This is a genomic window from Streptomyces lydicus (genome assembly GCF_001729485.1).
Lineage (GTDB): Bacteria > Actinomycetota > Actinomycetes > Streptomycetales > Streptomycetaceae > Streptomyces > Streptomyces lydicus_D.
Genome location: NZ_CP017157.1, coordinates 7,351,602 through 7,375,380 on the forward strand (window position 1 = coordinate 7,351,602; position 23,779 = coordinate 7,375,380).

The following is a 23,779-nucleotide window of genomic DNA, read 5'->3' on the forward strand; positions in this document are numbered from 1 at the left end:
ATCGCTGGCCGCAACGGCTCTGGTCTGGGAGGACCACGCCGCGGATCAGGTGCCGGATCGGGTGCCGGATCAGGTGCCGGTCAGCCGGAACGCGTCGACCGCGGTGTCGAAGTGGCGTTTGGCCTCCGTACGGGAGCCGAGCGGCGAGGAGATCCACACGTCGATCATCCGCCCGCCCTCGTCCCAGCTGAGGTCGTAGGTGTAGCGCGAACCGCCGTCCTGGGCGCTGCCGTTCCAGACGAACTCCCAGAGGCCGGCCGTCAGGCCGTTGTGGGTGGTCTCGGTGACCTGGCCCTGCCGGTAGCCGCGGTAGGTGGCCGGGCCCTTCGCGTCCGCCGTGCGCATCGCGCCCAGCGGGCCCTGGGGTACCCGCTGCTGGAGCTGGACGCCGATCCGGAACCGCTTGCCCTGCGAGTAGTAGTAGACCCGGTCGTGCTCGTAGGAGCGGGTGAAGCCGTCCGGTACGGCGAGCGCGAAGCCCACCGTGTCGCGGACCACGCGGTAGCCGGCCGGGGTCGTGGCGGTGGGCGCCGGCGCGGGCCCGGCGGCGGCCGTGCGGTGCGGGCCGCCCGGCTTCCTGCTCGGCGTGGCGTCCGCGGCCTGCTGCGAGTGGCCGGGGCGGCCGGTCCTGCCGCCGTCGTCGGTGGTGCCGTCCTGGTGCATCAGCAGCGCCGTGCCGCCCGCGCCGGCGCCGGCGATCACCACCACCCCGAGCGCGACGAGCAGCGCCGTGCGGGTGCGGCCGGTGCGCGGGCGGGCGGCGGGCACGGGCGTGCCGGGAGCGGCCGGCGGGTGGAACCCGGGGCCGGCGGGCGCGGGGCCGGGTGCGGGCGGCCGGTGCCCGCCGGGTGCGCGCTCGGGGGCGGGGCCCGAGTGCAGACAGCCGCTCAGCAGCCGCTCGGTCCCGGCGATGTCCAGCCGGCGCTCCGGGTCGCGCTCCAGCAGGCCGCCGACCACCGCGCGCAGCGGGCGCGCCGCCTCGGGCAGTTCGATCGTGTCGTACACCACGGCGTGCAGCACGCCGGCCAACGAGTCGCGATGGAAGGGTGATTCGCCGTGCAGCGCGGCGCACAGCAGCACCCCGAGCGACCAGAGGTCGGCCTCCGGGCCGGTGGCGCGGCCGGCCATCCGTTCCGGCGCGGTGTACTCGGGCGAGCCGACGAAGCCGCCGGCGTCGGTCAGCGTCGTGGCGCCGGGGACCTGGGCGATCCCGAAGTCGGTGAGCACGACCCGGCCGGTGCCCGACTCCAGCAGGACGTTGGCGGGCTTGAGGTCGCGGTGCAGCACCCCGCGGGTGTGCGCGGCGCGCAGCGCGCCGAGCAGCGCGACGCCGATCCGGGCCGCCTCGCGCGGGGCGACCGGCCCGCCGCTGTGCAGCCGGTCGGCCAGCGACGAGCCCTCCACCAGCTCCATCACGATCCACGGCCGGCCGTCCTGCTCGACGACGTCGTGCACGACGATCACATGCGGATGCTTGATCCCGGCGACCGTCCGCGCCTCCCGCATGGCCCGCTCGCGCTGCACCCGCGCCTCCGGGGCGGCCGCCTCCTCGTCCAAGTGCAGCTCTTTGACCGCGACTTGACGATCCAGCAGTTCGTCGGTGGCCCGCCAGACCGTTCCCATGCCGCCGCGGCCCAGCCGTATTCCCAGACGGTACCTGCCACCGATCAGACGGCCCTCGCCCCCGAAGATCCCCATGGCTCCATCTTGCCGCACGGGCCCCCGGCGGGCGGGGCCCCACCCCTCGCCGGCGCCCGCTGCGCCGGCACCCTGCCGCTGACCTGGTCCCCTGTGGTCAACTGCCGCCATGGAGGCAGTTGTCGCAAGCGTCGTGGCCGTGTTCGGGACCCTGCTGGGCTCCGGCGTCACCCACTTCTTCCAGAGCCGGGCCGCCGACCGCAGCGAGCGGTTCGCCCGCGCGGAACGGCTCCGGCAGGAGCGGATCGACGCGTACTGCGCGTACGCGGGGGCCCTGCTGGACTACCGGCGGGTCCTCGTCCACCGCTGGTTCGCGCTGCACGAGGAGGACCCCTGCGACGAGGACAGCCCGGAGCTGCGGGAGGAGATGTACAAGACCCGCTACGCGGCACAAGAGGCCATGTTCCGGGCGCAGATGCTCACCGACGACCCCGGACTCCTCGACCGCACCGAGCAGGTGATGGCGGCGGTGACCGAACTGCACCGGGTCGCCGACCGGGAGGCGCTCGACGGCGTACGGGCCACCACCCGCCAGGGCATACGGGACTTCATCGCGGCCACCGCGCGCCAGGTGCGCTGAACCCACCGGCGTACGACACACGGGGTGGAACCTCCACCTGCTCCCGCGCCGTCCTTGACACAGTGAGGCTGTCGTACGGGACGGGCCGGTACGGCGCCTGCGACAGGCGGAGCGGGGGTCGGTCATGGTGATGCAGGACGGCGGAACGGTGGACGTCCGGCCCGGCGCCGACCCCGGCCGGGCCGCGCCCGAGCACCGCCGCGCCTACCGGGCGACCGCGCTGTGCCTGGGGGTGTACGCCGGCACGCTGCTCGCCTGGACGGTGTACGGCATCGCCCGGGGCGACAGCGGCGTCGACGACTTCCTGGAGGGCCTGTTCAACCCCGGGGCCGCGCCCGGCGCACAGGTGCTCGGCCCGTACGAATGGTCCTTCACCGTCGTGTTCGCCGTGGTCGCGGCGCTGGCCCTGGCGCAGCGCCGGGTGGCGCGGTCGGCCGCGCTGCTGTCCGCGGCCCTGCTGCTCGCGGTCTCCCTGCGCGAGGGGGTGGGCCTGCTGTCCGGCCCGTACCGCGACCAGTACGGCAGCGACCCGCTGGGCGGCTGGGCGCTGGCCACCCGCGGCCTGGGCCTGGTGGTGGCGCTGGTCGTGCCGGCCGTGCTGCTGCCGGCCGGTGAGGGGCGGCGGCGCGCGCCGGGGACGGCGGCGGTGTGGGCGGTCCCGGACACCCGCCGGGACCGGTCGTCACGCATCTGCGGTGTGCTGTTCCTGCTGATGGGGCTGGCGCGGCTGGGCTGGACGGGGCGGGACCTGACGGCCGGCGGGACGAACGTGGCGCACTATCTGCGCGGAGTGGTCGACGGCTCCCTGCTGGGCACGCTCGACCTGTCGGCGTCCACCGAGTTCACCACCGTCGCCTCGGTGCTCACGCTGCTGGTCCTCGGGACGCTGGCGTTACGCGCGCGGCGCGATGTCCGGGGCGCCCTGCTGGTGTTCGCCGCGGTCGAGCTGTACCTGACCGTGCGGACGGTGGTCTGGCTGACCGTGACGGACTTCTTCAACCGGTCCTTCGAGACCACCGAGGGCGCGCTGTCCATGGTGACCACGGCCTACGGCCTGGCGGCGATGACGTCGGTGGTCGTGCTGGCGACCGGCCGCGGTTTCGGCCCGTACGGCGGGATCCGGGCGGAAGGCTTCCGCACGGCCCGGGCGGGACGCCCGTAGGGCGAGGGGCGGCCGCGGCGGCGGGCTTCGGGCGGTGCGGGGGAGATCCCCCTCCGAACCGCCCCCGCACGCCAAGGACGGCCGCCGCGTGTGGGGGTCGCGGCGGCCGCCGGTGTGAACTGCAACGCGTCCCGGGCTTGTGGCCTCTTCAGTGGTGCAGCATGTGAACACTCTGCCTGCGGGGGGCTCCCCGCAGCATCCTCCCGAGGTCGCGGGCTCACCCCCGCCGCTCGGCGGGGGTGCCGTCCGCCGGAGGGCGGGCCGGGGTGAGCGGGGTACGGAGTCGCGCAGCGCCGGGCGGTTCCGCGGGATCGGATGGTGTGAACCAGCAGGAAGCAGAAAGGGGCGGCCGGTGATCCGTGTCGCTGTGGTGGACGACGAGCGGCTGGTCAGATCGGGGCTGCGGATGATTCTGGGGACCGCCCCGGACATCGAGATGGTCGCGGACTGCGGGGGCGCCGAAGCGGTGGAGACCGTGCTGCGCGCCGCCGCCGAGGTCGTACTGCTGGACATCCGGATGCCGGACGTCGACGGGCTGACCGTGCTGCGCCGGCTGCGCGCCGCCCCGGACCCGCCGGCCGTGGCGATGCTGACCACGTTCGACGCCCAGGAGTACCTGACCGCCGCGCTGCGCGAGGGCGCGGCCGGCTTCCTGCTCAAGGACTCCGACCCCGAGCAACTGGTGCGGGCGGTACGGACGCTGGCGGCGGGCGGCAGCGTGCTGGATCCCGGCGTGACGCGGGCAGTGATCGGCGGCTATCTGACGGCCGAGGACCAGGCCGCGGCGGCCCGGGCGGTCAGCGGGCTGACGCCGCGGGAGTCGCAGGTGCTGGCGCTGCTCGGGGAGGGCCTGGGCAACGCCGGGATAGCGGACCGGATGGGGCTGGCCCCCAGCACGGTCAAGGACCATGTGCGCGCCCTGCTGGCCAAGTTGGGCGGCATCAACCGCATCCAGGCGGCCATCGTCGCCGACCGCGCGGGCCTGGTGACGGGCGCGCCGCGGGGGACCGGGTGAGCGTCCGCGGCGGGCGGCTGCTCGCGCGCGGGAGGGCGGCCGGCCGGGCGTTCGTACGGGGGACGTGGGGGCGGCGGCTGCGCCGGATCGCCCCGGTCGTGGTGCCGGTGCTGCTGGCGATCGCGGACGCGGTGCTGGTCAACGGCCTGAAGATCGCCCTGGAACTGGGGGTGTCGGTGGTCGCCGCGGCGGCCCTGCTGCTGCGCCGCCGCTTCCCGCTGCTGGTCTTCCTCTTCACCCTGCCCGGTCTCTACATCGGTTACATCTGGTTCGCGCCGATGATCGGGCTCTACACGCTCGCCGCCCGGCGGCCCGGCCGGGTGCGGCTGGGGATCTGCGCGGTGCTGCTGATCGCCGCGCACTTCCTGCCGTATCCGATCTCCGACTTCGAACTCACCGCGTACCGCGAGAACACCCTGGTGCTGATCGACGCGTGCGTCACCTCGGCCGCGCCGATCGCGCTGGGCCTGCTGGTGCGCACCCGCCGGGAACTCGCCTCCCGCGTCGAGGACCTGACGCGCAGCCTGCGGCGCGAGGACCGGCTGCTGGCCGACCGGGTCAAGACCACCGAACGCGCCCGGCTGGCCCGGGAGATGCACGACGTGGTCGCCCACCAGGTCAGCCTGATCAGCCTGCAGGCGGGCGCGGTGCAGGTCAGCACCGCGGACGAGGAGGCGCGGGCGGGCGCCCGGACGATCCGGGAGCTGTCCGTGCGGACGCTGGAGGAGCTGCGACACATGGTGGGGGTGCTGCGGGCGGAGGACGGCGCGCAGGAGTCCCGCGAACTCGCGCCGCAGCCCGATCTGGAGGAGCTGCCGCGGCTGATCGAGATGAGCGCGCTGGACGTGACGTACGAGGGCGGTGTGGTGGCCGGCGCGAGCGGCGCGAAGACCGTGGAGCGGGCCGCCTTCCGTACGGTCCAGGAGGCGCTCACCAACGTCCGCAAGCACGCGCCGGGCGCGCGGGTGCGGGTCCGGGTCGATCCGGCGGACGCGGGGCTGCGGGTGGAGATACGCAACGGGCCGCCGGACGCGGCGGCGACGGTCCCCGCGCTGCCGGGCGGCGGGCACGGCCTGGTGGGGTTGCGGGAGCGGGCGCAGAGCCTCGGCGGGACGCTGGAGGCGCGCCGCACGTCCGACGGCGGCTTCGTCGTGCGGGCGGAGTTCCCGTACGCAGCGGGGTGAGCCGGGCACGGAGGGTGCGCAGGCCGGCGCGGGGGCGGGCCGGCGGGGTGCCGAGGGGCGCGGCGCGGGTGCGGCCGGCCGGTGGGGCGCGTCAGGCGGAGAGCGGTGCGGCGGCCTCGTCGACGGCGGTGAGCAGGTCGGGGTAGACCTCGAAGAGCCGGCGGACGCCGAGGGCGGCCAGCACCCGGTTGACGTGGGAGCCGTCGACGGCGCCCTGCGCGGGGAGGATCAGCCGCAGCCGCCCCTGGCAGGAACGCATCAGGCGGCGCGCGGCGATCAGCACGCCGACGCCGCTGGAATCGCAGAACCTCACCTCGGAAAGGTCGAGCACGAGCGATCTGCGGCCGTCGGCCACCGCGTCGTGCACGTGCTGGCGCACCGCGGGCGACGTGACCAGGTCCATCTCACCGGAGACCTGGAGGACCGCCCAGGGGCCCTGTTCGTCCTCTGCCACCTTCAACGACACGCGCTCGAAGCCTTTCGCTCGCTTTCGGACCGGATGCGTCCGGTTGCATCCGGAACACATCCTTCCCCGGCTCGACTGCCCGACCGCGATCCCCTGAAACACGGGCGCATCCTTGGCGCGTTCATGGCGCAACAGGCCGTCCTGCCCAAGGCTATGCCCAGGAGGCCCCTTCGATTCGCCGGTATCCCGTCACACCCGGATAACAGATCGCCGCATACGATCACAGATGCTCCACATCGAGCGCCTTCAAGCATCTTCTGTCGGCTCCCCCGGGGCTTCGGCACCGCGGAACGGGCCACCTGCCGTCAGGTCAATACCATCCGAATCCCCCGCAGGGCTCGGTTTGCCGCAAAGGAGCGTGCGTTGTCGGAGCAGCGCACTACATTCGATGGCACGGCATTTTCTGTGATCGTGCGCACAGAACCGGGCATGACGCGTGCAGGAGTGACAACTGAGGTGTGAGCCCGCAGGCGACGGGCAGGGATGGGGATCCGATGGGACACGACGCGCCACGGCGCTGGGACAGGCGGATGCAGCAGCGGCTCGCCCACGGCGAGGCGGCCGCGCTCGGTGAGCTCTACGACCGCTTCGCCTCGCTCGTGCACAGCCTCGCCCACCGCGTCCTGGACGACGAGGACGCCGCCGATCGCATCACCCGCGAGGTCTTCGCCTACATCTGGGAGCACCCGGACTCCTACGACCCCAAGCAGGGCTCCCTGCGCTCCTGGGTCGCCGGCGTCACCCGCCACCAGGCCGTCCAGCGGCTGCGCCAGACCGAGGCCGACTCGGCGCGCGACTGCGGGGACGACGCCCCGGCGCCCGCCGAGATAGAGCAGAAGATCCGCGAGGCGTCCACGGCCGCCCGCGCCGACTACATCGTCACGTCCATGCCCGCGCCCCTGCGCGACGCCCTGGAACTCGCCTACTTCCAGCGCCGGGACTACCGCCAGACCGCCGCCGACCTCGGCGTCACCGAGGACGAGGCCCGGCGCCGGCTGCGGCTGGGCCTGCAATTGCTGTCCACCGCGCACAACCACCAGGCCCTGCCGCCCACCCACCGCACCACGTACGCCTCCAGCACGGTGCGGGCCACCCCCGTGGCATCCCACCCGTCACAGCCGCCCCGGGGCGCGCGCCCGCCGCACTCCCACCACTCCGGCCCCGGCTCCTCCGCACCACCCGGCTCCGGCCACGGACGGGCCCTGTGAACGGCCCGGACCAGTGGGACGGCCGCGAGCTGTCCGGCGGCCCCGGTGAACGGCCGCGGATACCGGCGCCGCGCGCCGCCCCCGAGGACCGCGGCCCCCTCCCCGACGTCCCTCCCGCGCCGGTCACCGAACCGGCGGGCGATGCGGTGGCGGGTGACGGCGGCTCCCCGGCCCACGACGATCCGCGTGCGGACACCCCGCGCGAACCGGAGGCCGAGCCCTTGACCGACATCGCCCCCGCCCCGCTCACCGCCCCGACGCCCGCCCCTCCGCACCGCGTCCTGAAGTCACTGCTCGGCGCCTGGGCGCTGTCGGCCTGCTCCGCCGAGGAGACCGCCGCCGTCGAGGAGCACCTCACCGACTGCGCCTCCTGCGCCGACGAGGCGCTGCGGCTGCGCGACGCCGTCGGGCTGCTGCACCCCGCCGACAGCCTCGACCTCGACCCGCTGCTGCGCTCCCGCGTGCTGGAGGGCTGCCTGGGCCGCCGGCCGGCCCGTATCCCGGTGCCCGAATGGGCGGCTCCGTACGACGCCGAGACCGCCAAACTGGACGCGCTGCTGCGCGACATGGGCGAGGCGGAGTGGCGCGCGCCGGTACGGCTGCGCTGGTTCGAGGGCGAGCGCCCGGTCGAGCGCGAGACCACCGTCGCCGGCGTGATGGGCCACCTGCTGGCGGTGGACGGCCTGGTCGCGACCGCGCTCGGGCTCCCCGACCCGCTCGGCACGGCGGCCCCGCCCGGCGCGCCGAACCCCCTCATCCGTACGGAGACGTTCTGGCGGTCGCCCGACGGGGAGCCCGGCCCGACAGCCACCCACGGACCCTGGCGCGACCAGAGCTACTCCCTGATCCGGCAGGTGTCGTTCGCCGGCGGCAAGGTCGCCGAACTCGCCGTGCCGTACGGCGACTTCAGGCTCCCGCTGCGCGACGCGTTCCTCGACCGCGCCTTCGAGTGCTGGGTGCACGCCGGCGACATCGCGGAGGCGGTGGACTACCCGTACGAGGCCCCGGCCGCCGCGCACCTGCACCGCATGGTCGACCTCGCGGCCCGGCTGCTGCCCAGCGCGCTGGCCGACCGCCGCCGGGCCGGGCTCGCCGCGCCGCCGCAGCGGCTGGTCGAGGCGGGCGCCCCGGGCCGCACGCTCCATCTGGAGGTCGAGGGCAACGGCGGCGGCCACTGGTACATAGCGCTGGACTCACCGGCCGCCCTGGGCACCCCGGACCACACCGTCGCGCACATCGCGCTGGACAGCGCCGAGTTCTGCCAGCTGGCCGCGGGCCACATCCCGCCCGAGGAGGCCGCGGCGGGGCAGCACGGTGAGCGGGACGCGATCCGCGAGGTGCTCTTCGCGACCGCGTCGCTCTCCCGCCTCTGAAAGGCGGCCGGGCGGGCCGTCGGCGCCGGTCAGGCGAAGACGACCGTCCGGCTGCCGTTCAGCAGCACCCGGCGCTCGCTGTGCCACTTCACGGCCCGCGCCAGCGCCTGGCACTCGACGTCCCGGCCGATCGCCACGAGCTGGTCCGGGGTGACCTCGTGGCCGACCCGCTCGACCTCCTGCTCGATGATCGGGCCCTCGTCGAGGTCCGCCGTCACGTAGTGCGCGGTCGCCCCGATCAGCTTCACGCCACGGGCGTGCGCCTGGTGGTACGGCTTGGCGCCCTTGAAGCTCGGCAGGAACGAGTGGTGGATGTTGATGATCCGGCCGGACAGCGCCTTGCACAGGTCGTCGGAGAGCACCTGCATGTAGCGGGCGAGGACCACCAGCTCCACCCGCTCCGCCTCCACCAGCTCCAGCAGCCGCGCCTCGGCGGCCGCCTTGGTGTCGCGGGTGACCGGGATGTGGTGGAAGGGGATGTCGTACGAGCCGACCAGCTCGGCGAAGTCCGTGTGGTTGGAGACCACGGCCGCGATCTCCACCGGCAGCGCGCCGATCCGGGAGCGGAAGAGCAGGTCGTTCAGGCAGTGTCCGAACTTGGACACCATCAGGATGATCCGCATCTTCTCGTCGGCCCGGTGGATCTGCCAGTCCATGCCGAACGAGTCGCCCACCGCCGCGAAGCTGGCCCGCAGCTTGTCGACGGTCGCCGAGGGCGCCTCCCCCGCCGAGGCCCCGGAGGGGGCGTCCGCGCTGAAGTGGACCCGCATGAAGAACAGGCCGGTGTCGTGGTCGCCGAACTGCTGGCTGTCCTCGATGTTGCAGCCCGTGATGAACAGGTAGCTGGACACGGCGTGCACGATCCCCTGCTTGTCCGGGCAGGACAGCGTGAGGACGTACTGATCGTTCTTGGTGGGCTGCGACTCGCTCATGACCTCATAGGGTCGCACACCCGCGGAGCCGGTCAGGCCGGGGCGTCCGCCTGACCGGTCATGATGGCCAGCACCTCCAGCGAGCGGGGTGCCGCATCGGGGTCCTCGCCGTCCGCCGACGCCAGCCGCACATGGGCCTCCCGGGCCGCCCGCACGGCCTCCGGCCAGCCCTCGTGGGCCAGGTACGCGGTGACCGGGGCGTCCGCGCCGACCTGGTGCATGATCCGCAGCACCCGCAGCACGGCGGCGTCGACCAGCTGCGCCTCCTGGGCGTCGCGGAAGATCGTGCCGACGTATTTGTCGGCGGACCAGTTGTCCAGCCAGGTGTCCTCGACGAGCCGGTAGACGGCGTCGGTGACATCCCCGTAGCCGGGCCGGCCGGCGAGCCAGGTGTCCTGGTGGAACGCGGGGTCGGAGAGCATGTGCAGCGCGGAGCGCACATTGCTGCGCCAGCGCCACCACGGCATGTCGTTGAGTGGCATGCCGCCCATGGTGGTCGAGCGGCGGCCGCGACGGGAAGACTTCTCCGAACCTTGCACAGCATTCGATCGTACGTTCTCCACGAACGATCTCAAGCGGCCCCCCGGAGTTCACCTCTGCGTCACCATCCGTTGCCCCTTCGTCACTCGCCCGTTCCGGGCAGGACGGAAGGCTGCGGTGCCATGACCGGACGGCGACGCTCCTCCCCCCGCCCCATCCGACGTGCCACCGCGGTCGCGACCGTCTCGGTGGTGGCATGCGGGGCGGCCGTCGCGTCGCTGCTCTCGGCCTGCGGCTCCCTCCCCGGATCGGGGGATTCCGGGGAGAAGGAGCCGGTCACCGTCATGACCTGGGCCCCGCAGAACACCAAGGCGACCAACATGCCGGGCATGCCGGCCATGGCGCAGGCGTACGCCCGCTGGGTCAACGCCCGCGGCGGCATCAGGGGCCACCGCCTGCGGGTACTGACCTGCAACGAGCGCAACGACTCGGTGGCCGCGGCACAGTGCGCCCAACGCGCCGTCGACGAGGGCGCGGCCGCCGTCGTCGGCTCGTACAGCCAGTTCGGGCGGCAGTTCATGTCGCCGCTGGAGGTCAAGGGCATCCCCTTCATCGGCGGCTACGGCGCCTCCGACGAGGAGTTCGAGAGCCCGCTGTCCTACCCCGTCAACGGCGGCCAGGCGTCCCTGCTCGCCGGAAACGGCCGCCAGTTGGCGCGCGACTGCAAGCGCGTCGCGCTGGTCCGCCCGGACACCATCCAGGGCGACCAGATGCCGTCGCTGCTCAACTCCGGCCTGCAGAACGGCAGCCGGAGGCCCGCCAAGGACATCAAGGCCCCCGAGGACGGCACCGACTACTCGCCGCAGGTGACCCGCGCCCTCGACGAGGTCGGCGCCGACCCGGCCGCCTTCGGCACCTCCGAGGCCGGCGGGAAGGCGCCCGGCGCCTGCGTCACCGCCTCGCTCGGCGACCACACGGACGCGTTCTTCGACTCGTTCCGGCGGCTCCAGGAGGAAAGCCCCGAAGTGCGCGTCGCCTCGGTGCTCGGAAGTGTCGGCCAGTCACTGGTGAACCGTACGGGCGGCATCTCCGGGCCGCTGGAAGGCGCCGACATCACCGGCTGGTACCCGGTCGCCGACGACCCCCGCTGGAAGCCGATGCGCCGGGTCGTCACCGACTACGCCTTCGACGACAACCGCATCGACCCCGCCGACCAGGGCGTCCAGACCACCTGGATCGCCTACACCGTGCTGCGCGCCCTCATCGAGGAACTCGACGACAAGGGCGTCCAGGACATCACCGCGCACGAGCTGCAGACCACCCTCGACGAGGGCGACCGGGCCATCGACACCGGCGGCCTGACCCCGAAGCTGCGCTGGCGCGACGAGGACATGCTGGCCGTGCAGGACTTCCCGCGCATCGTCAACGGAATGGTGACCTACCAGGTCGTACGGGGCGGCCAACTCGTCGCCGCGCAGGACGGGTTCGTGAACGTCACCAAGACGCTGGAACGCCGGAAGACGGACAGCTGAGCGCCCGCGGCTCGGTGCGCCGGCTGAGCCGCCCCCCCCCGTGGCGCCCGCCCGGTTCCCGCTCGCTCAGAGCTGTTCCGGGCGGCGTTCCGTCAGGCCGTACTTCTTGGCGAGCGGGTTCCAGAGCTGGGCGGCCTGCTTCTTGGCCTGGGTGGCCTGGCCGCTGGCGGCGTTGCCCTGGGCGGTCTGCCGGGAGACCCGGGCCTTGCCCTTGTGGCAGCCCTTCTTGCCGCCGACCTGGCCCGCCCACGCCGCGTAGTGGTTGTCCGCGGCGGCCGAGGACTGCCATGCCTTGGTGAGGGCCGCGGTCAGCTGCGCGTGGTCGGGGATCTTGTCGACGGGCAGCTGCTGAAGCCGCTTGACGAGATCGTTGCGCTGCCCGGCCGCCGCCCGCAGGGCGCCGGCCGCGCCGCCGAGGTTGTCGCAGGACTTGATGCTGTTGACCGCGCCGATCACGGACGACCGGCTGTTGTTGCTGTCCCCCAGCAGCGCGTCCAGCCCCTTGGCCTGGGCCTCGGCCGGGTCGGTCGTCGCCTTCGGCGCGTCCTTGCCGGCATCGGCCTTGGCGGTGCTGCTGCCGGTGTCCTGCTTCTTGGCGGTGTCGTCGCTGCCGCCGCCGCTGAGCGCCCAGCCGAGGCCCAGGCCGGCGCCCGCGAGCACCACGACGATGATGCCGATGATCGCCGCGGGGGCGAGCCGTCCGCGCCGGCCGCCGCCGTCCTCCTCGTAGGAGCCCTGCTGGTCGAAGCCGCCACCGGGCGGGAACTGCTGGCCGTAGCCCTGACCGGGCGGCTGCCCCGGTGCGCCGTACGGCGGGCGGCCCGGGTCCTCGAAGCGGGGCAGCTGTGCCGTGGCGTCCGGCGCGGCCGGCTGCGGCGCGCCCGGACCGTCGCGGAACAGGCCGTCGAACTCGGCGGGCGTCGGGCGGTCACCGGGAGCGCCGGGGCGGACGCCGAACGGCGCGCCCGGAGGCGGGGTCGGCGCCCCGCCGCCCACCGGGGGAATCATCTGGGTCGCCTCGGAGTCGCCCGCGGCCGGGGCGCCGGGCATCGGCTGGGACTGCGGCATCGGCTGTGCCTGGCCCTGGGGCCGGCCCTGGCCCGGCTTCACGGCGCGCAGCATCGTGGTGGACTCGTCGGGCGTCTCGGGGCGGCCGGCCGCCTCGGGCGGCAGCGCGCCGCCGGAGCGCGCGTCGAAGGGCGGTATGAGGGTGGTGGCCTCCGCGTCGCCCGCGGCGGGCGGCAGCGGCGCGCCCGTCTGCGGGGTCGCCCGCACCAGCTCCCCGGAGGGGCCCGACGCGGGCTGCTGCTGTTGGCCGTACGCCTGCTGGGCGGGCGGCTGCTGCCCGGCACCGGGATAGGGCTGGCCCCCGTACGACGGGTTCTCGGGGGGCGGTGCCCCGTAGGCGCCCGGTCCGGGCTGCGCCCCGTAGGAGAGGAGCGAGGTCGCCTCCGGGTCCGCGCCGGCCGGCGGCAGCGGGGCGCCCTGCTGGTGCGGTGCCTGCTGGTACGGGGCCTGCTGGGGCGTCGACGGCGGAACGTTCGGCACCGGCGGCAGGCCCTGCGGCGGCTGCGGGAAGCCGTAACCGCCCTGCGGCTGCGGCGGTGGCACGGCGGCCTGCGGGGGCGCGGGCGCCGCCGGGGGCTGGCCGTAGCCCTGCGGCCCGCCGTAGCTCTGCGGCTGGGCGGGCGGCTGCCCGTACGGCTGCGGGGCGGGGGCGGAGCCGGGGGCGGCGGCCTGCTGGCCGGGGCCCCACGGCTGCCCCCAGGGCTGGCCGGCCGAGGGTGCGGCCTGCTGGTCGGGTGCCACCGGCTCACCGTTAGCGGGCAGCACTATGCCCTCTCGCGCGGGCCCGGCCGCAGAATTCTGCGGGTCGGGACCCTGTCCGCTCTGCGTCACCGTGACTCCTACCAACGTGCAGACCTACGGAATCGTCGGCTGCACGCTACCGGGTCGCAGCAACGTTCGACCACGAGCCCTGGTCACCGCCCCCGGCCCGCCCCCTTTCCCGAAGTGGTGCCGGCCGCCCGGCGCGGCCCGGCTCAGGCCGCCGCCCCCCGCAGCTCCAGCCGGGCACTGAATTCCCTTACGACGGGTTCGTCCCGATACGGCTCCAGACGCAGCTGGAAGTCCTCCAGATATTCCGCGCCGCGGTCCGAACGCAGCCCGCCCAGCAGCTCGACCGCCTGGGTGCCCGTGTGGCACGCCTGCTCGACCTCCCGCTGCTGCACCTGGGCACCGGCCAGCAGCAGCAGACCGATGGCGCGGCGCCGGGCCCGGCTCTCCGGGTGCCCGTCGAGCGCCTCCTGGGCGCGGTGCGCCGCGGGCCCCGGCTGCCCCAGGTCCCGGTGGCAGTGGGCGAGTTCGTCGGCCAGATAGGCCGGGTCGAAGTGCGCGATCCATACGGGGTCGTCACCCGTGTCCGTGGCTGCTTCGGCGCGCTCCATCGCGGCGACGGCCCGGCCGGCCACCACCTGGAAAGCCCGCCCGTCGCCCATCAGGGCGTGCCCGCGCGCCTCCGCCGCGCAGAACATCGCCTCGGTGCGCGGGGTGACGTGCCCGCGGGCGCCTTCCTGTGCGGCGCGGGCGAGTTGGGCGATCTCGCGCGGGTTGCCGAGCGAGGCGGCGAGGTGGCTCATGCTCGCGGCGAGGACATAGCCGCCGTAGCCGCGGTCGCCGGCCGCCTGGGCCAGCCGCAGCGCCTGGATGTAGTAGCGCTGCGCGAGGCCGGGCTGACCGGTGTCGACGGCCATGTAGCCGCCCAGTTCGGTCAACCGCGCGACGGCGGCGAAGAGTTCCCGCCCGACGGACTCGCGGTACGAGCCGGCGAGCAGCCCGGAGACGACGCTGTTGAGGTAGTGCACGACGACCGGCCGGACGTGCCCCGCGCCGAAGCGGTGGTCGAGTTCGCCCAGTGCCGTGGTCATGGCGCGGACCGCCTCGACGTCCGACACCCCGACCCGGGCGCCGGCGTTCCGGGCGACCTGGGTGTCCGCACCGGTGATCAGCCAGTCCCGGCTGGGCTCCACCAGGGCGGAGGCCGCGACCGTCGAACCGCTGAGGAAGTCGCGCCGGCCGACGTCGCTGCGCCACAGCTCACAGACCTGCTCGATCGCCCCCAGGACGGTCGGCGAGAACTGCAGCCCCACCCCGGACGCGAGGTTCTTCCCGTCGGCCATCCCGATCTCGTCGATGGTGACCGTACGTGCCAGTTTGCGGCCCAGCGCCTCCGCGATGACGGCCGGGGCGCGGCCGCGCGGCTGCTGTCCGCGCAGCCAACGGGCCACGGAGGTCTTGTCGTAGCGCAGGTCGAGACCGTGCTCCGCGCCGCACATGTTGACGCGGCGGGCCAGCCCCGCGTTGGAGCAGGCGGCTTCCTGGATCAGCGCCTGCAGCCGCTCGTTGGGCTGCCGAGCGACGAGTGGCCTGGCGGCCATGCTTGTACCCCCTGGTTACTGCTGCGCGTTCACCGCCGAACGCCGTTCCCCGTGATCGATGCCCCGCGAATATCCCGGATATCCGAGAGATCCTGGATACGAGCGATAGGCAGGATCAGTGCCGATAAGTGCTTTGCCATGGATGCCGGTTCGTGAGCGGTTCGTGTCACCTTCGGGGCGGCACGTGCGAACCATCCGTTCACGAGAGGGCGGCCGGAAGAGCGCGGTGGGGAAGGGCACGGCGGTGCCCGTGCAGGGAGAGCGGCGCCGCCGCGCAGGGCCTCCCCCTCATGCGCCGCGGTCTGCCGCCGGGCGGCCTCTCCGCCCGTCATGCAGGTGGCTACCCGCTCCCCGGGCCCCGTCCGCATACGCGCCCCCACCGGTGCACCCATGCGCCCCACGTGCGAGAACGATGCGCCGGGCGGGTCACCCATTCGGCCGTAACCCTTGGTGACACGGAGAGTTGTCCTCAGCGTGGAAGAGACCATCGGAGTCACAGGAGCCCCGCAGATCCCCAAGCAGCGCGGCGAGCAGCTGCTCGAAACTGCGGTGCGTTACGCGGAAGAGCGCCATTGGGACGTGTTCCCCGGCGCATGGCTGGTGCACGACGGGGAGACGCCGCGCTGCTCGTGCGACGCCACCGACTGCGCCGCGCCCGGCGCGCACCCCGCCGGGCCCGGCTGGGCCGGACTGGCCAGCGGCAGCGCGACGGCCGTCCGCCGGATGTGGAGCAAGCAGCCGCGGGCCTCGATCCTGCTGCCGACGGGCCGGGCGTTCGAGGCACTGGACGTCCCCGAGACCGCGGGCTGCCTGGCGCTGGCCCGTATGGAGCGGATGGGGCTGACGCTCGGCCCGGTCACCCGCACCCCGGACCGGCGCATGCTCTTCCTCGTGCTGCCCGGCGCCTCGGTGAAGGTCCCCGCGCTCGTGCGGGCCCTCGGCTGGGCACCGGCCGGCCTCGATCTGATCTGCCGCGGCGAGGGCGAGTACATCGCCGCACCGCCGACCCGGGTGGGGGCACACGGCTCGGTGCAGTGGGCCCGCCGCCCCACCGCCACCAACCGCTGGCTGCCGGACGCGGAGGAGCTGATCAGTCCGCTCGCGTACGCCTGCGCCCAGGAAGCGGCGGCGAACCGGGCCCGCTGAGCCCGGCGTCGCCCGGTGCGCCCGCGACCGAACGCGCTGTCGGTGGCCCCTCGTATCGTGGGAGGCCGGACGGGGGCCACGCCGGCTCCTGCGGGGACGTCGAAGGGCAGGACCGGTGGCGAACGAGCCGGAACACATCGAGGAGCGGGCCGAACAGGGACCGCCGCAGCAGGCAGTCGCCACCGATTCCGAAGGGGCGGCCGGGGCGCCGGACGGCCCGCCCGCAGTACGTATCCAGGGGCTGGGGAAGAAGTTCGGCGAGCAGGTCGCCGTCAACAACATCGACCTGACGCTGCCCGCGGGCCGCTTCATCGGCTTGGTCGGCCCCAACGGGGCGGGCAAGACCACCACCCTGTCCATGGTGACGGGCCTGCTGCGGCCCGATTCCGGCGTGGTCGAGATCGGCGGGCACGACGTCTGGCGCGACCCGGTCGCCGTCAAGTCCCGGATCGGTGTGCTGCCCGAGGGGCTGCGGCTCTTCGAGCGCCTGTCGGGGCGCGAACTCCTCGGCTACACAGGGCGGTTGCGCGGCCTGCCCGGTGCCGAGGTCGACAAGCGGGCCGGTCAGCTGCTGGACGTCCTCGACCTGTCCGGTGCGCAGCACAAGCTGGTGGTGGACTACTCCACCGGTATGCGCAAGAAGATCGGGCTGGCCGCGGCGCTGCTGCACAACCCCGAGATCCTCTTCCTCGACGAGCCCTTCGAGGGCGTCGACCCGGTGTCGGCGCAGACCATCCGCGGCGTACTGGAGCGCTACACCTCCTCCGGCGCGACGGTCATCTTCTCCAGTCATGTGATGGAGCTGGTCGAGTCGCTGTGCGACTGGGTCGCGGTGATGGCCGCCGGGCGGATCCGGGCGGACGGGCCGCTCGCCGAGGTGCGCGGCGCGGCACCCACCCTGCAGGACGCCTTCCTCGAACTGGTCGGCGCGAGCGGCCGCGGCGCCGGGCAGAACCTCGACTGGCTGGGCGGGGGCCGCGCCCGATGAGCGCCGAATCCACCGCCGCGACGGCCCCGCGCCCCACGGCGGCACCGTCGCTGACCGGCGTCTTCGTACGGCTGAAGCTGACCTTGCTGCGCAACGGACTGCGCCAGTCGGCCGGGCGCACGGTGGCGTACGTGGCGTCCGTCATCGTCGGCCTGCTGTTCGCGGCCGGCGCCGTCCTGGGGCTGGTCGCGCTGCGCGGCAACGCCCACGCGGGCGCGCTCGCCGTGCTGCTCACCGGAATCCTCACCCTGGGCTGGGCGGTGATGCCACTGTTCTTCCCGGCCGGCGACGAGACCCTCGATCCCACCCGGCTGGTGATGCTGCCGCTGCGGCCCCGGCCGCTGATCGTCTCGCTGCTGACGGCCTCGCTCATCGGCGTCGGGCCGGTCGTCACGCTGGTGCTGACGACCGGCGCGGTGATCGCGGTGGCGGACGGGCCGGTCGCCGCGGTGTTCGCCGTGGCGGCCGTGGTCCTGACGGTCCTGGTGTGCGTCTCGCTGGCGCGTGCGGTCGCCACCGCGGCGGTGCGGCTGCTCACCAGCCGTCGCGGCCGTGATCTGGCCGTACTGGGCGGCCTGTTCCTCGCCCTCGGCGGGCAGGTCGTGAACATCGCCGCCCAGAAGCTGGGCCGCCCGGACGGCCTGGCCGTGCTGGAGCCGGTGGGGCAGGTGCTGCGCTGGGTGCCGCCGGCGTCGGCGGTCGGCGCGGTCGAGGACGCCGGGCGGGGTGCGTACGGGCGGGCGCTGGCCGGTCTGGTGCTGGCGGCGCTGGCGCTGGTCCTGCTGCTGTGGTGGTGGCAGCGGACGCTGACCACCCTGATGACCGCACCGGACTCCTCCACCCTCCAGGCGCTGGAGAAGGACGGCGCACGCCGCTCCGGCACCGGCCCGCGGGGGCCGGCGCGCCTGCTGCCGGACGGCCGTACGGGCACGGTCATGCTCCGTACGCTGCGCTACGCCTGGCGCGACCCCAAGTCGAAGATGGCCTGGGCGACCGCGCTGGGCGTCGGGCTCCTGGTGCCGGTCGTCTCGGCCGTGCAGGGCAACGGCAGCATCTTCACCTCGTTCTCGGCGTCCGCGCTGCTCGGGATGCAGATGTACAACCAGTTCGGGCAGGACACCTCCGCGTTCTGGATGGTCGCCTCGACGATCGCCACCCCGCGGGACGCCTATCGGGAGCTGCGGGCCAGGGCGTTGGCGCTGGCGCTGATCGGCGTTCCCTTCGTGACGCTGGTCGTGGTCGGCGCCGCGGCGTTCATCGGGCCGTGGTCGGACTTCCTGGAGGTGTACGGGCTGTCCCTGGCCGTGCTGGGTGCCCTGCTGGCCACCGGCGCGCTGTCGTCGGCGCTCGCCCCGTACTCGATCCCCTCGGAGGGCAACAAGAACGTGTCGCCCGGGCAGGGCGCGATCGCCTGGTTCAGCCTCCTCGGCGGAGTGGTGACCTGCGCGGTGCTGTGCTCACCGCTGCTGGGCCTGACGATCTGGCTGCATGTCGCGGACCTGCACGCACTGTTGTGGGTGCTGCTGCCGGCCGGCGCGGTCTACGGCACGGCCGTCGCCGAGCTGGGCCTGCGCGTGGCGGCCCCCCGCGTGGCCCGGCGCCTGCCGGAGATTCTCACCGCGGTCAGCAAGGGGTGAGGGTGCCCGGGGCGGCTCCAAGGCCGCCCCGGGAGCTTGGGTTTGGGGCGGGGCCGGGCTGCGGGTCCCGCCTCTTCACGGCCGGATTGCCCCGACTCCTCACGGCCGGACTCCCACGGCTCCTCACGGCCGGATTCCCGCGACCCCGGCGACTGCGTCGGCGACTCCCGAACATGGCTCGGCATAGGGCCTGACGTAGGGCCTGGCGTGGGGGTTCGTGAAGTTGTCCACAGGCCGCAGCGGGCGGCGCGGCGTGGCGGTAGCGTCGTCGCAACGACATGAACGAGGCAGGGCCAAGGGGGGGCGGCGGTGATGCGCGCCAAAATCGTGCTGGTGGCGGGCTGGTTGGCGGTGCTGTTCTGCGCCGGCTCCGTACCGGCCGCGGAGGCCGCGTCGGGAGTCCCCGACAGCCCGACGCAGACGGCGTACCTCGCCGAGCAGCTGCGCAAGGACCCCATCTACATCAGCGACCAGCTCCCCCGCGAGGCCCCCCGGTCGACGGCGCCCGAATTCGCCCGGGAGGCCCGGCGGTTGGGCGTTCCGACCTATGTCCTCGTCCTGCCGAGTTCCTCCTTCGGGGCCGAGCCGTCCGCCGTGCTCGCCGGTGTCCACGACCGACTGGGGCGCAAGGGCCTCTATGTGGCGCTGGGCGATACCGGGATCTCCGCGGTGCAGACCTACGGCGTGAGCCTGACCGGCGCCGAGGACGCGAGCCGGGCGACGCTGTACGAGCTGGCGTACGACGCCACCCCGCGCGAGGTGTTCCGGCACTTCGTCGACGTGGTGACCTCCGGGCACGCGCATCAGCGCGCGGAGCAGGCGCGGGCCGCCTCCGAGGGCGACCCGGACGGGCCGCCCTCCGTGCACACGGACCGGACCGACCGGGAGAACCAGAGCTTCGTGACCGGCATCGCGGTCACCGGCATTCCGCTCACGGCGCTGCTGATCACCGTGTACGCCCTCCAGCGGCGGCGGGTGCGGCGGGCCGCGGCCACGACCACGGGCCCGGGCGAAGCCGATCGCCCCTCCGCCGCCGGGGCAGCGACGGCCCGCAGCGGGAAGAAGGCCGGCCCCGCGAGGAAGGGGAGCGGCGGGGCGAAGAAGGCGAGCGGCGGCAGGAAGGGGGCCGGCGGGCCCGGGCCGTTTCCGCGCGAGCGGTTGCTGCCGCTGCTGGCCGCTGCCGTCCTGCTGGGCGGGCTGATCGCCTTCACCGCGTCGCAGGTCTTCGACGACACGTCCAGCGGCGACGGCTCCCGTCCGACGGCCGCCGATATGCGCGCGAGGATCGACCGGGTGGCCGACGGCCTGCGCCGCGATCCGCTCTACACCGACCCGGAGAGCCCGCCGGCGCTGGACGCGGCGGAGCGCGCCCACCTCCGTCGGCAACTGCGGACCCTGAACGTCCCGGCGGTGATCGCCGCCGTGCCCAGCAGCACGGACGACGAGTCGGGTGGCGACCGGGAGCTGCTGGCCAAGGCCCTCCACACGCGGTTGCGCCGCGACCTGCTCATCGTGCTCGCCGACCCGGGTAGCGGCAGCATCGACCTGGTCAACTACGGCACCCGCGTGGACGACATGTACCTCATCGACCGCCCGCGCGACCTCTCGTACCCCCGGTCCTCCGACCCCGCGCTCGGCCGGCGGCTCGACCAGTTGCTGACCTACGTCAGCAAGTCACCCAAGGCCGAGGCGGGCCACCTGCCCTTCGAACCGCCGGCCGCTCCCGACCCCGTCGAGGAACAGGCGCTGCCCGGTCTGTTCACCGGCGACTTCGAACCCGGCCTGGTCATCGGCACGTTCCTCGCCGGGCTGCTCTTCGGCCTGGTGGCGGCGGTGTGCGCCGTCGTCCGCCGGATATCCCGGCGCCGGCGTACGGCGGGCGCCCGTTCACCGGCACCGACCGAGCCCTCGACGGCCTGGTTGCGGCGCGCCGCCCGGCAGGAACTCGACGCTCTCACCGCCGCGCTGGAACCGGTGGCCGCGCTGCCCGAGGACGCCCGGCGACGGGCCTGGGAGTGTCTGGACGCCGCGGCGCTGCTGATCGACGGGGACAGCGACGGCCGGATCGACGCCGATGCCACGCCGGCCGCGCTGGCCTGTGCCGTCGTGCTGGCCAGGGCGGGCCGGGCCGCGATCGGGGACCCGGACGCGGCGCGGTTCGTCTGCCATCGCAATCCGCTGCACGGCGTGGCGCACAAGCGGGTCCAGGTGCCGTCGGAGGGCCGTGGCAGGGCTCGGGCCCGGGCGCGGTCGATGCCGGTGTGCGAAGGGTGCCGGGTGACGCCCGGCCCGGTGCTGCGGCTCCGCCCGTCGGGGAGTGCCCGACGCGGTGCGCATGTCCCGTACGCCACGCTCCCCGGGCCGCTGGCCGCGCTCGGCGACGGGACGGAAATCGATCAACTCACCCGCGATGTACGGGAGTACTTCGGTGTGCACTGACCCCTCCCAGCCCTGCTCCTCCTCCCCCGGTGCCGGTGCCGGTGCCCCGCTTCCCGGCCCCGAGCGCCCGGGCGCCCGCCGCGCCGGGGCCCGTTCCGGTGCCCGGCGGCTCCCGGCCGTCCGTCGGCTGCGGCGCGCCCTCGCCGTCGGTGCCTCCGCCGTCGTCCTGCTGCTGGGCGTCGCGGCACCCGGTGCGACGGCGGCCGCCGGGGCGGCGGGCCCGCAGGAACCGGAGCAGCACAGCGCCGGGCAGCGCAGCCCGGGGCAGAAGATCGCCGATGCGCTGCGCCGCTCCCCGGTCTATGTCGACCCGTCCCTGGCCACCGCCGTCGACGGTGAGCAGCAGCGGAAGTTGGTCGACCAGATCCGGCAGACCCGGCTGCCCATCCGTGTCGTCCTGGTGCCGCTGGTCGAGGGCGACAGCTGGGGCGGCAAGCCGGAGCAGCTGGCCGAGGTGGTCCATGACCGGATGGGCGGCGGCCCGTCGATCCTCCTCACGCTCGGCGACTACTCCGACGACATCGCCGCCCAGGAGTGGCCCTCGGGCGCCCATCAGGCGTTCCACGCCGCCGCCGCGGTCTTCTTCCAGGACGACATGAAGGGCGCGGGGCCGGCCAGGCGCCTCGCCCGCGCGATCAGCATCATCAAGGCGGGCAACGGCGACGAGGTGTACCGGAAGGCCACCGCCGGCCTCGGCTCCCCGAAGCCCGGCCCGGACCGGGCGGCCGGGGCGGGCGCCGGGCAGGGCTCGCCCCTGATACGGGTCCTGTCGCTGGTCGGCGGCCCGTTGCTGCTGGTGGCCGCGGCGGCGCTGTTGCTGCGGCGGCGGGCGCGGCTGCGTGACCTCTCGACGCCGTTCGCACTGCCGCGGTCCGTCTTCGCCGCCGCCAGGGAGGCCGACGAGGCCGGACTGCGCGAGCGGGCCGGCGAGGAGGTCGTACGGCTCGGTGAGGAGGCGCGTGGCGCGCAGGGTGATCCGACGGCCGTCACACGGGCCCTGGATGCCTACGCCGCGGCCGGTACGGTCCTGGACCGGGCCCGCGGAACCGCCGACCTGGCAGGGGTGTTCGCGCTGATCGCGGAGGGCCGGGCGGCGCTCTCCCCGGCTCCGGCCCCGACCCCGGCCCCGGTCACGCTCCCGCTGTGCTTCTTCCACCCGCTGCACGGGCCCGCCGTCCGCCGCATACCCTGGCGGCCCCTGGGCCGCCGCGAGCAGTTGCGGGTGGCGGCCTGCGAGGTGTGTCTGCGGGCGGTGCGCAGCCGGCGCGCCCCGGAGGTCCTCACCGACCGGCTGGAGGGCCGCCCGGTGCCGTATTTCGAGGTGCCGGCCGAGGACAGCCTGTGGGCGGCCACCGGATACGGCTCCCTGCTGAGCGGAGACGGGGACTCGCTCGCCGCGCGTGTGCAGCGCGGTGACTTCACCCGCACCCTGAAGTGACCGCACCCTGAAGTGACCGCCGGACGTGGATTCCCGGGTTCGCTCGTAATTCTGGTGCCGCGCCAAGGATGCCGAATTCACTGCACAATTGGACAGAAAGGAGGCAGAACTCCCGCACCTTCCGGAGAAATGACCGCCAATGCCGTCGATTTGCCCTTGAGTTGCCGTCGAGTTGCCGTTACGGCAGCGTCTTCCGCGTTTCGACAAAGCCGAATGGCCGCTCTTATGCTCCGCAGGCACAGCCGTTCGCGATCACACGGTCAACTGTGTGGCGCGACGGGGGAGAACGTCTGCTGGGAGAGCGTTTTGCTGCACACGAAGAGCGTTTGGCTGCGCGCCGTGGCGCCCGCCGCCGTATTGGCACTGACCCTGACCGCCTGCGGGGACGACAAGGACTCGGCCGGGGCGCAGGACCACAAGAAGAGCAATGCGGCCGCCGATGCCCCGAAGACGGAAAAGAAGTCGGCGGAACCGGTGGCCGGCGGTGAGCTGAAGGCCGGTCGGCGCGGCACGGGTAAGTTCAGGGAAGAGAACGGCAAGCGGGAAATCACCTACGACGTCGCCGCGGAGAAGGTTCACGTGGGGACCGAGGCCGAGGCCAGAAAGCTGGTCTCGGACCCGAAGGACGCCAAGGGCCTGGTGGCCGCCACCGCTTGGATCACGTACACGAACAAGGGCGGCGGCGTGGTCAAGGACATGCCCCGGGTGGGCAATGAGTCCGAGATCTACGCGGACGGCCGGCGCGGCGGGCTGCTGATAGGCGCCGCGGAGGACGGCCCGGGCTGCGAGGACACCATCGACATCGAGAACTGGAAGGTCGGGCAGAGCCACACCCTCTGCCAGACCTACATGATTCCGGCGGGAGCGAAGTCGGTGGAGGTCCACTGGGCGGGTGAGGGGCAGAGCGCGCCGTTCGTCTGGAAGTTCGCCCACGCCGGTGGAGCGGACCGCTCCTGAACGGCGCGCGCCAGGCCCGTGCCCGTCCGGCCCACCCGCGCGCCCGGCGCCACCCCTGAGGGGGGGCAGCCGCGAGCCGGGCGCGCTTACGGGCGCGGGCGCGTGGA

At 74.1% G+C, this 23,779-nt stretch carries 18 protein-coding genes and 1 pseudogene; 13 read left to right on the forward strand and 6 right to left on the reverse strand.

What is annotated here, in order from left to right; translation table 11 throughout:
• Positions 1–69: 69 nt before the first annotated feature.
• Entirely contained in the window at positions 70–1,698 is a 1,629-nt protein-coding gene (locus SL103_RS31840; protein ID WP_069572423.1) for a serine/threonine-protein kinase, read from the reverse strand.
• 109 nt (positions 1,699–1,807) lie between these two features.
• Between SL103_RS31840 and SL103_RS31845 the strand changes: the two genes are divergently transcribed.
• From SL103_RS31845 to SL103_RS31860, 4 genes are all read left to right on the forward strand, one after another.
• Complete coding sequence (locus SL103_RS31845) at positions 1,808–2,278, forward strand: hypothetical protein (protein WP_069572424.1); 471 nt, start codon at positions 1,808–1,810, stop codon at positions 2,276–2,278.
• Positions 2,279–2,402: 124 nt separating this feature from the next.
• Entirely contained in the window at positions 2,403–3,440 is a 1,038-nt protein-coding gene (locus SL103_RS31850) for a hypothetical protein (RefSeq protein WP_069572425.1), read from the forward strand.
• Between the two features lie 352 nt (positions 3,441–3,792).
• Positions 3,793–4,455, forward strand: coding sequence for a response regulator (locus SL103_RS31855; protein ID WP_069572426.1), 663 nt, complete (start codon positions 3,793–3,795; stop codon positions 4,453–4,455).
• Positions 4,452–5,639 (forward strand): sensor histidine kinase, encoded by a 1,188-nt coding sequence (locus tag SL103_RS31860; protein ID WP_397733294.1) that lies wholly within the window; start codon positions 4,452–4,454, stop codon positions 5,637–5,639. The genes SL103_RS31855 and SL103_RS31860 overlap by 4 nt, the downstream gene beginning before the upstream one ends.
• Before the next feature lie 91 nt (positions 5,640–5,730).
• Here SL103_RS31860 and SL103_RS31865 read toward each other — a convergent pair whose 3' ends face one another.
• The gene (locus tag SL103_RS31865) at positions 5,731–6,105 is read right to left on the reverse strand and encodes an STAS domain-containing protein (protein WP_069572427.1); all 375 of its coding nucleotides are present in this window, start codon (positions 6,103–6,105) and stop codon (positions 5,731–5,733) included.
• A 494-nt stretch (positions 6,106–6,599) separates the two neighbouring features.
• Here SL103_RS31865 and SL103_RS31870 point away from each other — a divergent pair.
• Positions 6,600–7,136, forward strand: a pseudogene (locus SL103_RS31870) (sigma-70 family RNA polymerase sigma factor); the annotation flags it as partial.
• Between the two features lie 173 nt (positions 7,137–7,309).
• Positions 7,310–8,686, forward strand: coding sequence for a zf-HC2 domain-containing protein (locus SL103_RS31875; protein WP_069572429.1), 1,377 nt, complete (start codon positions 7,310–7,312; stop codon positions 8,684–8,686).
• Positions 8,687–8,715: 29 nt separating this feature from the next.
• On the opposite strand, the gene purU is transcribed toward SL103_RS31875, so the two are convergent.
• Complete coding sequence (purU, locus tag SL103_RS31880; protein WP_069572430.1) at positions 8,716–9,618, reverse strand: formyltetrahydrofolate deformylase; 903 nt, start codon at positions 9,616–9,618, stop codon at positions 8,716–8,718.
• A 32-nt stretch (positions 9,619–9,650) separates the two neighbouring features.
• Positions 9,651–10,109, reverse strand: a complete 459-nt coding sequence (locus SL103_RS31885; RefSeq protein WP_069572431.1) for an SCO4402 family protein — start codon at positions 10,107–10,109, stop codon at positions 9,651–9,653.
• A 171-nt stretch (positions 10,110–10,280) separates the two neighbouring features.
• Here SL103_RS31885 and SL103_RS31890 point away from each other — a divergent pair, with 171 nt between their 5' ends.
• Positions 10,281–11,630 carry an ABC transporter substrate-binding protein gene (locus SL103_RS31890; RefSeq protein WP_069572432.1) on the forward strand — a complete coding sequence of 450 codons (1,350 nt, stop codon included), beginning with the start codon at positions 10,281–10,283 and terminating at the stop codon, positions 11,628–11,630.
• A gap of 66 nt (positions 11,631–11,696) precedes the next feature.
• Here SL103_RS31890 and SL103_RS31895 read toward each other — a convergent pair whose 3' ends face one another.
• A complete protein-coding gene (locus SL103_RS31895; RefSeq protein WP_347877874.1) occupies positions 11,697–13,439 on the reverse strand; it encodes a hypothetical protein in 1,743 nt (580 codons plus the stop codon).
• 233 nt (positions 13,440–13,672) lie between these two features.
• The gene (locus tag SL103_RS31900) at positions 13,673–15,067 is read right to left on the reverse strand and encodes a transcriptional regulator (protein WP_069572434.1); all 1,395 of its coding nucleotides are present in this window, start codon (positions 15,065–15,067) and stop codon (positions 13,673–13,675) included.
• Positions 15,068–15,541: 474 nt separating this feature from the next.
• On the opposite strand from SL103_RS31900, the gene SL103_RS31905 reads away from it, so the two are divergent.
• The 6 genes from SL103_RS31905 (at position 15,542) to SL103_RS31930 (ending at position 23,672) form a co-directional block, all read left to right on the forward strand.
• Positions 15,542–16,213, forward strand: coding sequence for a bifunctional DNA primase/polymerase (locus SL103_RS31905; RefSeq protein ID WP_079146086.1), 672 nt, complete (start codon positions 15,542–15,544; stop codon positions 16,211–16,213).
• A 115-nt stretch (positions 16,214–16,328) separates the two neighbouring features.
• Positions 16,329–17,201: an ABC transporter ATP-binding protein gene (locus tag SL103_RS31910; RefSeq protein WP_069572435.1), complete on the forward strand. Its 873-nt coding sequence runs from the start codon at positions 16,329–16,331 to the stop codon at positions 17,199–17,201.
• Positions 17,198–18,838, forward strand: coding sequence for a transporter (locus tag SL103_RS31915; protein WP_069572436.1), 1,641 nt, complete (start codon positions 17,198–17,200; stop codon positions 18,836–18,838). The genes SL103_RS31910 and SL103_RS31915 overlap by 4 nt, the downstream gene beginning before the upstream one ends.
• 312 nt (positions 18,839–19,150) lie before the next feature.
• A complete protein-coding gene (locus SL103_RS31920; protein WP_069572437.1) occupies positions 19,151–21,277 on the forward strand; it encodes a hypothetical protein in 2,127 nt (708 codons plus the stop codon).
• A 127-nt stretch (positions 21,278–21,404) separates the two neighbouring features.
• Entirely contained in the window at positions 21,405–22,715 is a 1,311-nt protein-coding gene (locus tag SL103_RS31925) for a hypothetical protein (RefSeq protein WP_069574283.1), read from the forward strand.
• 306 nt (positions 22,716–23,021) lie between these two features.
• Positions 23,022–23,672, forward strand: coding sequence for a hypothetical protein (locus SL103_RS31930; protein WP_069572438.1), 651 nt, complete (start codon positions 23,022–23,024; stop codon positions 23,670–23,672).
• Positions 23,673–23,779: the final 107 nt, after the last annotated feature.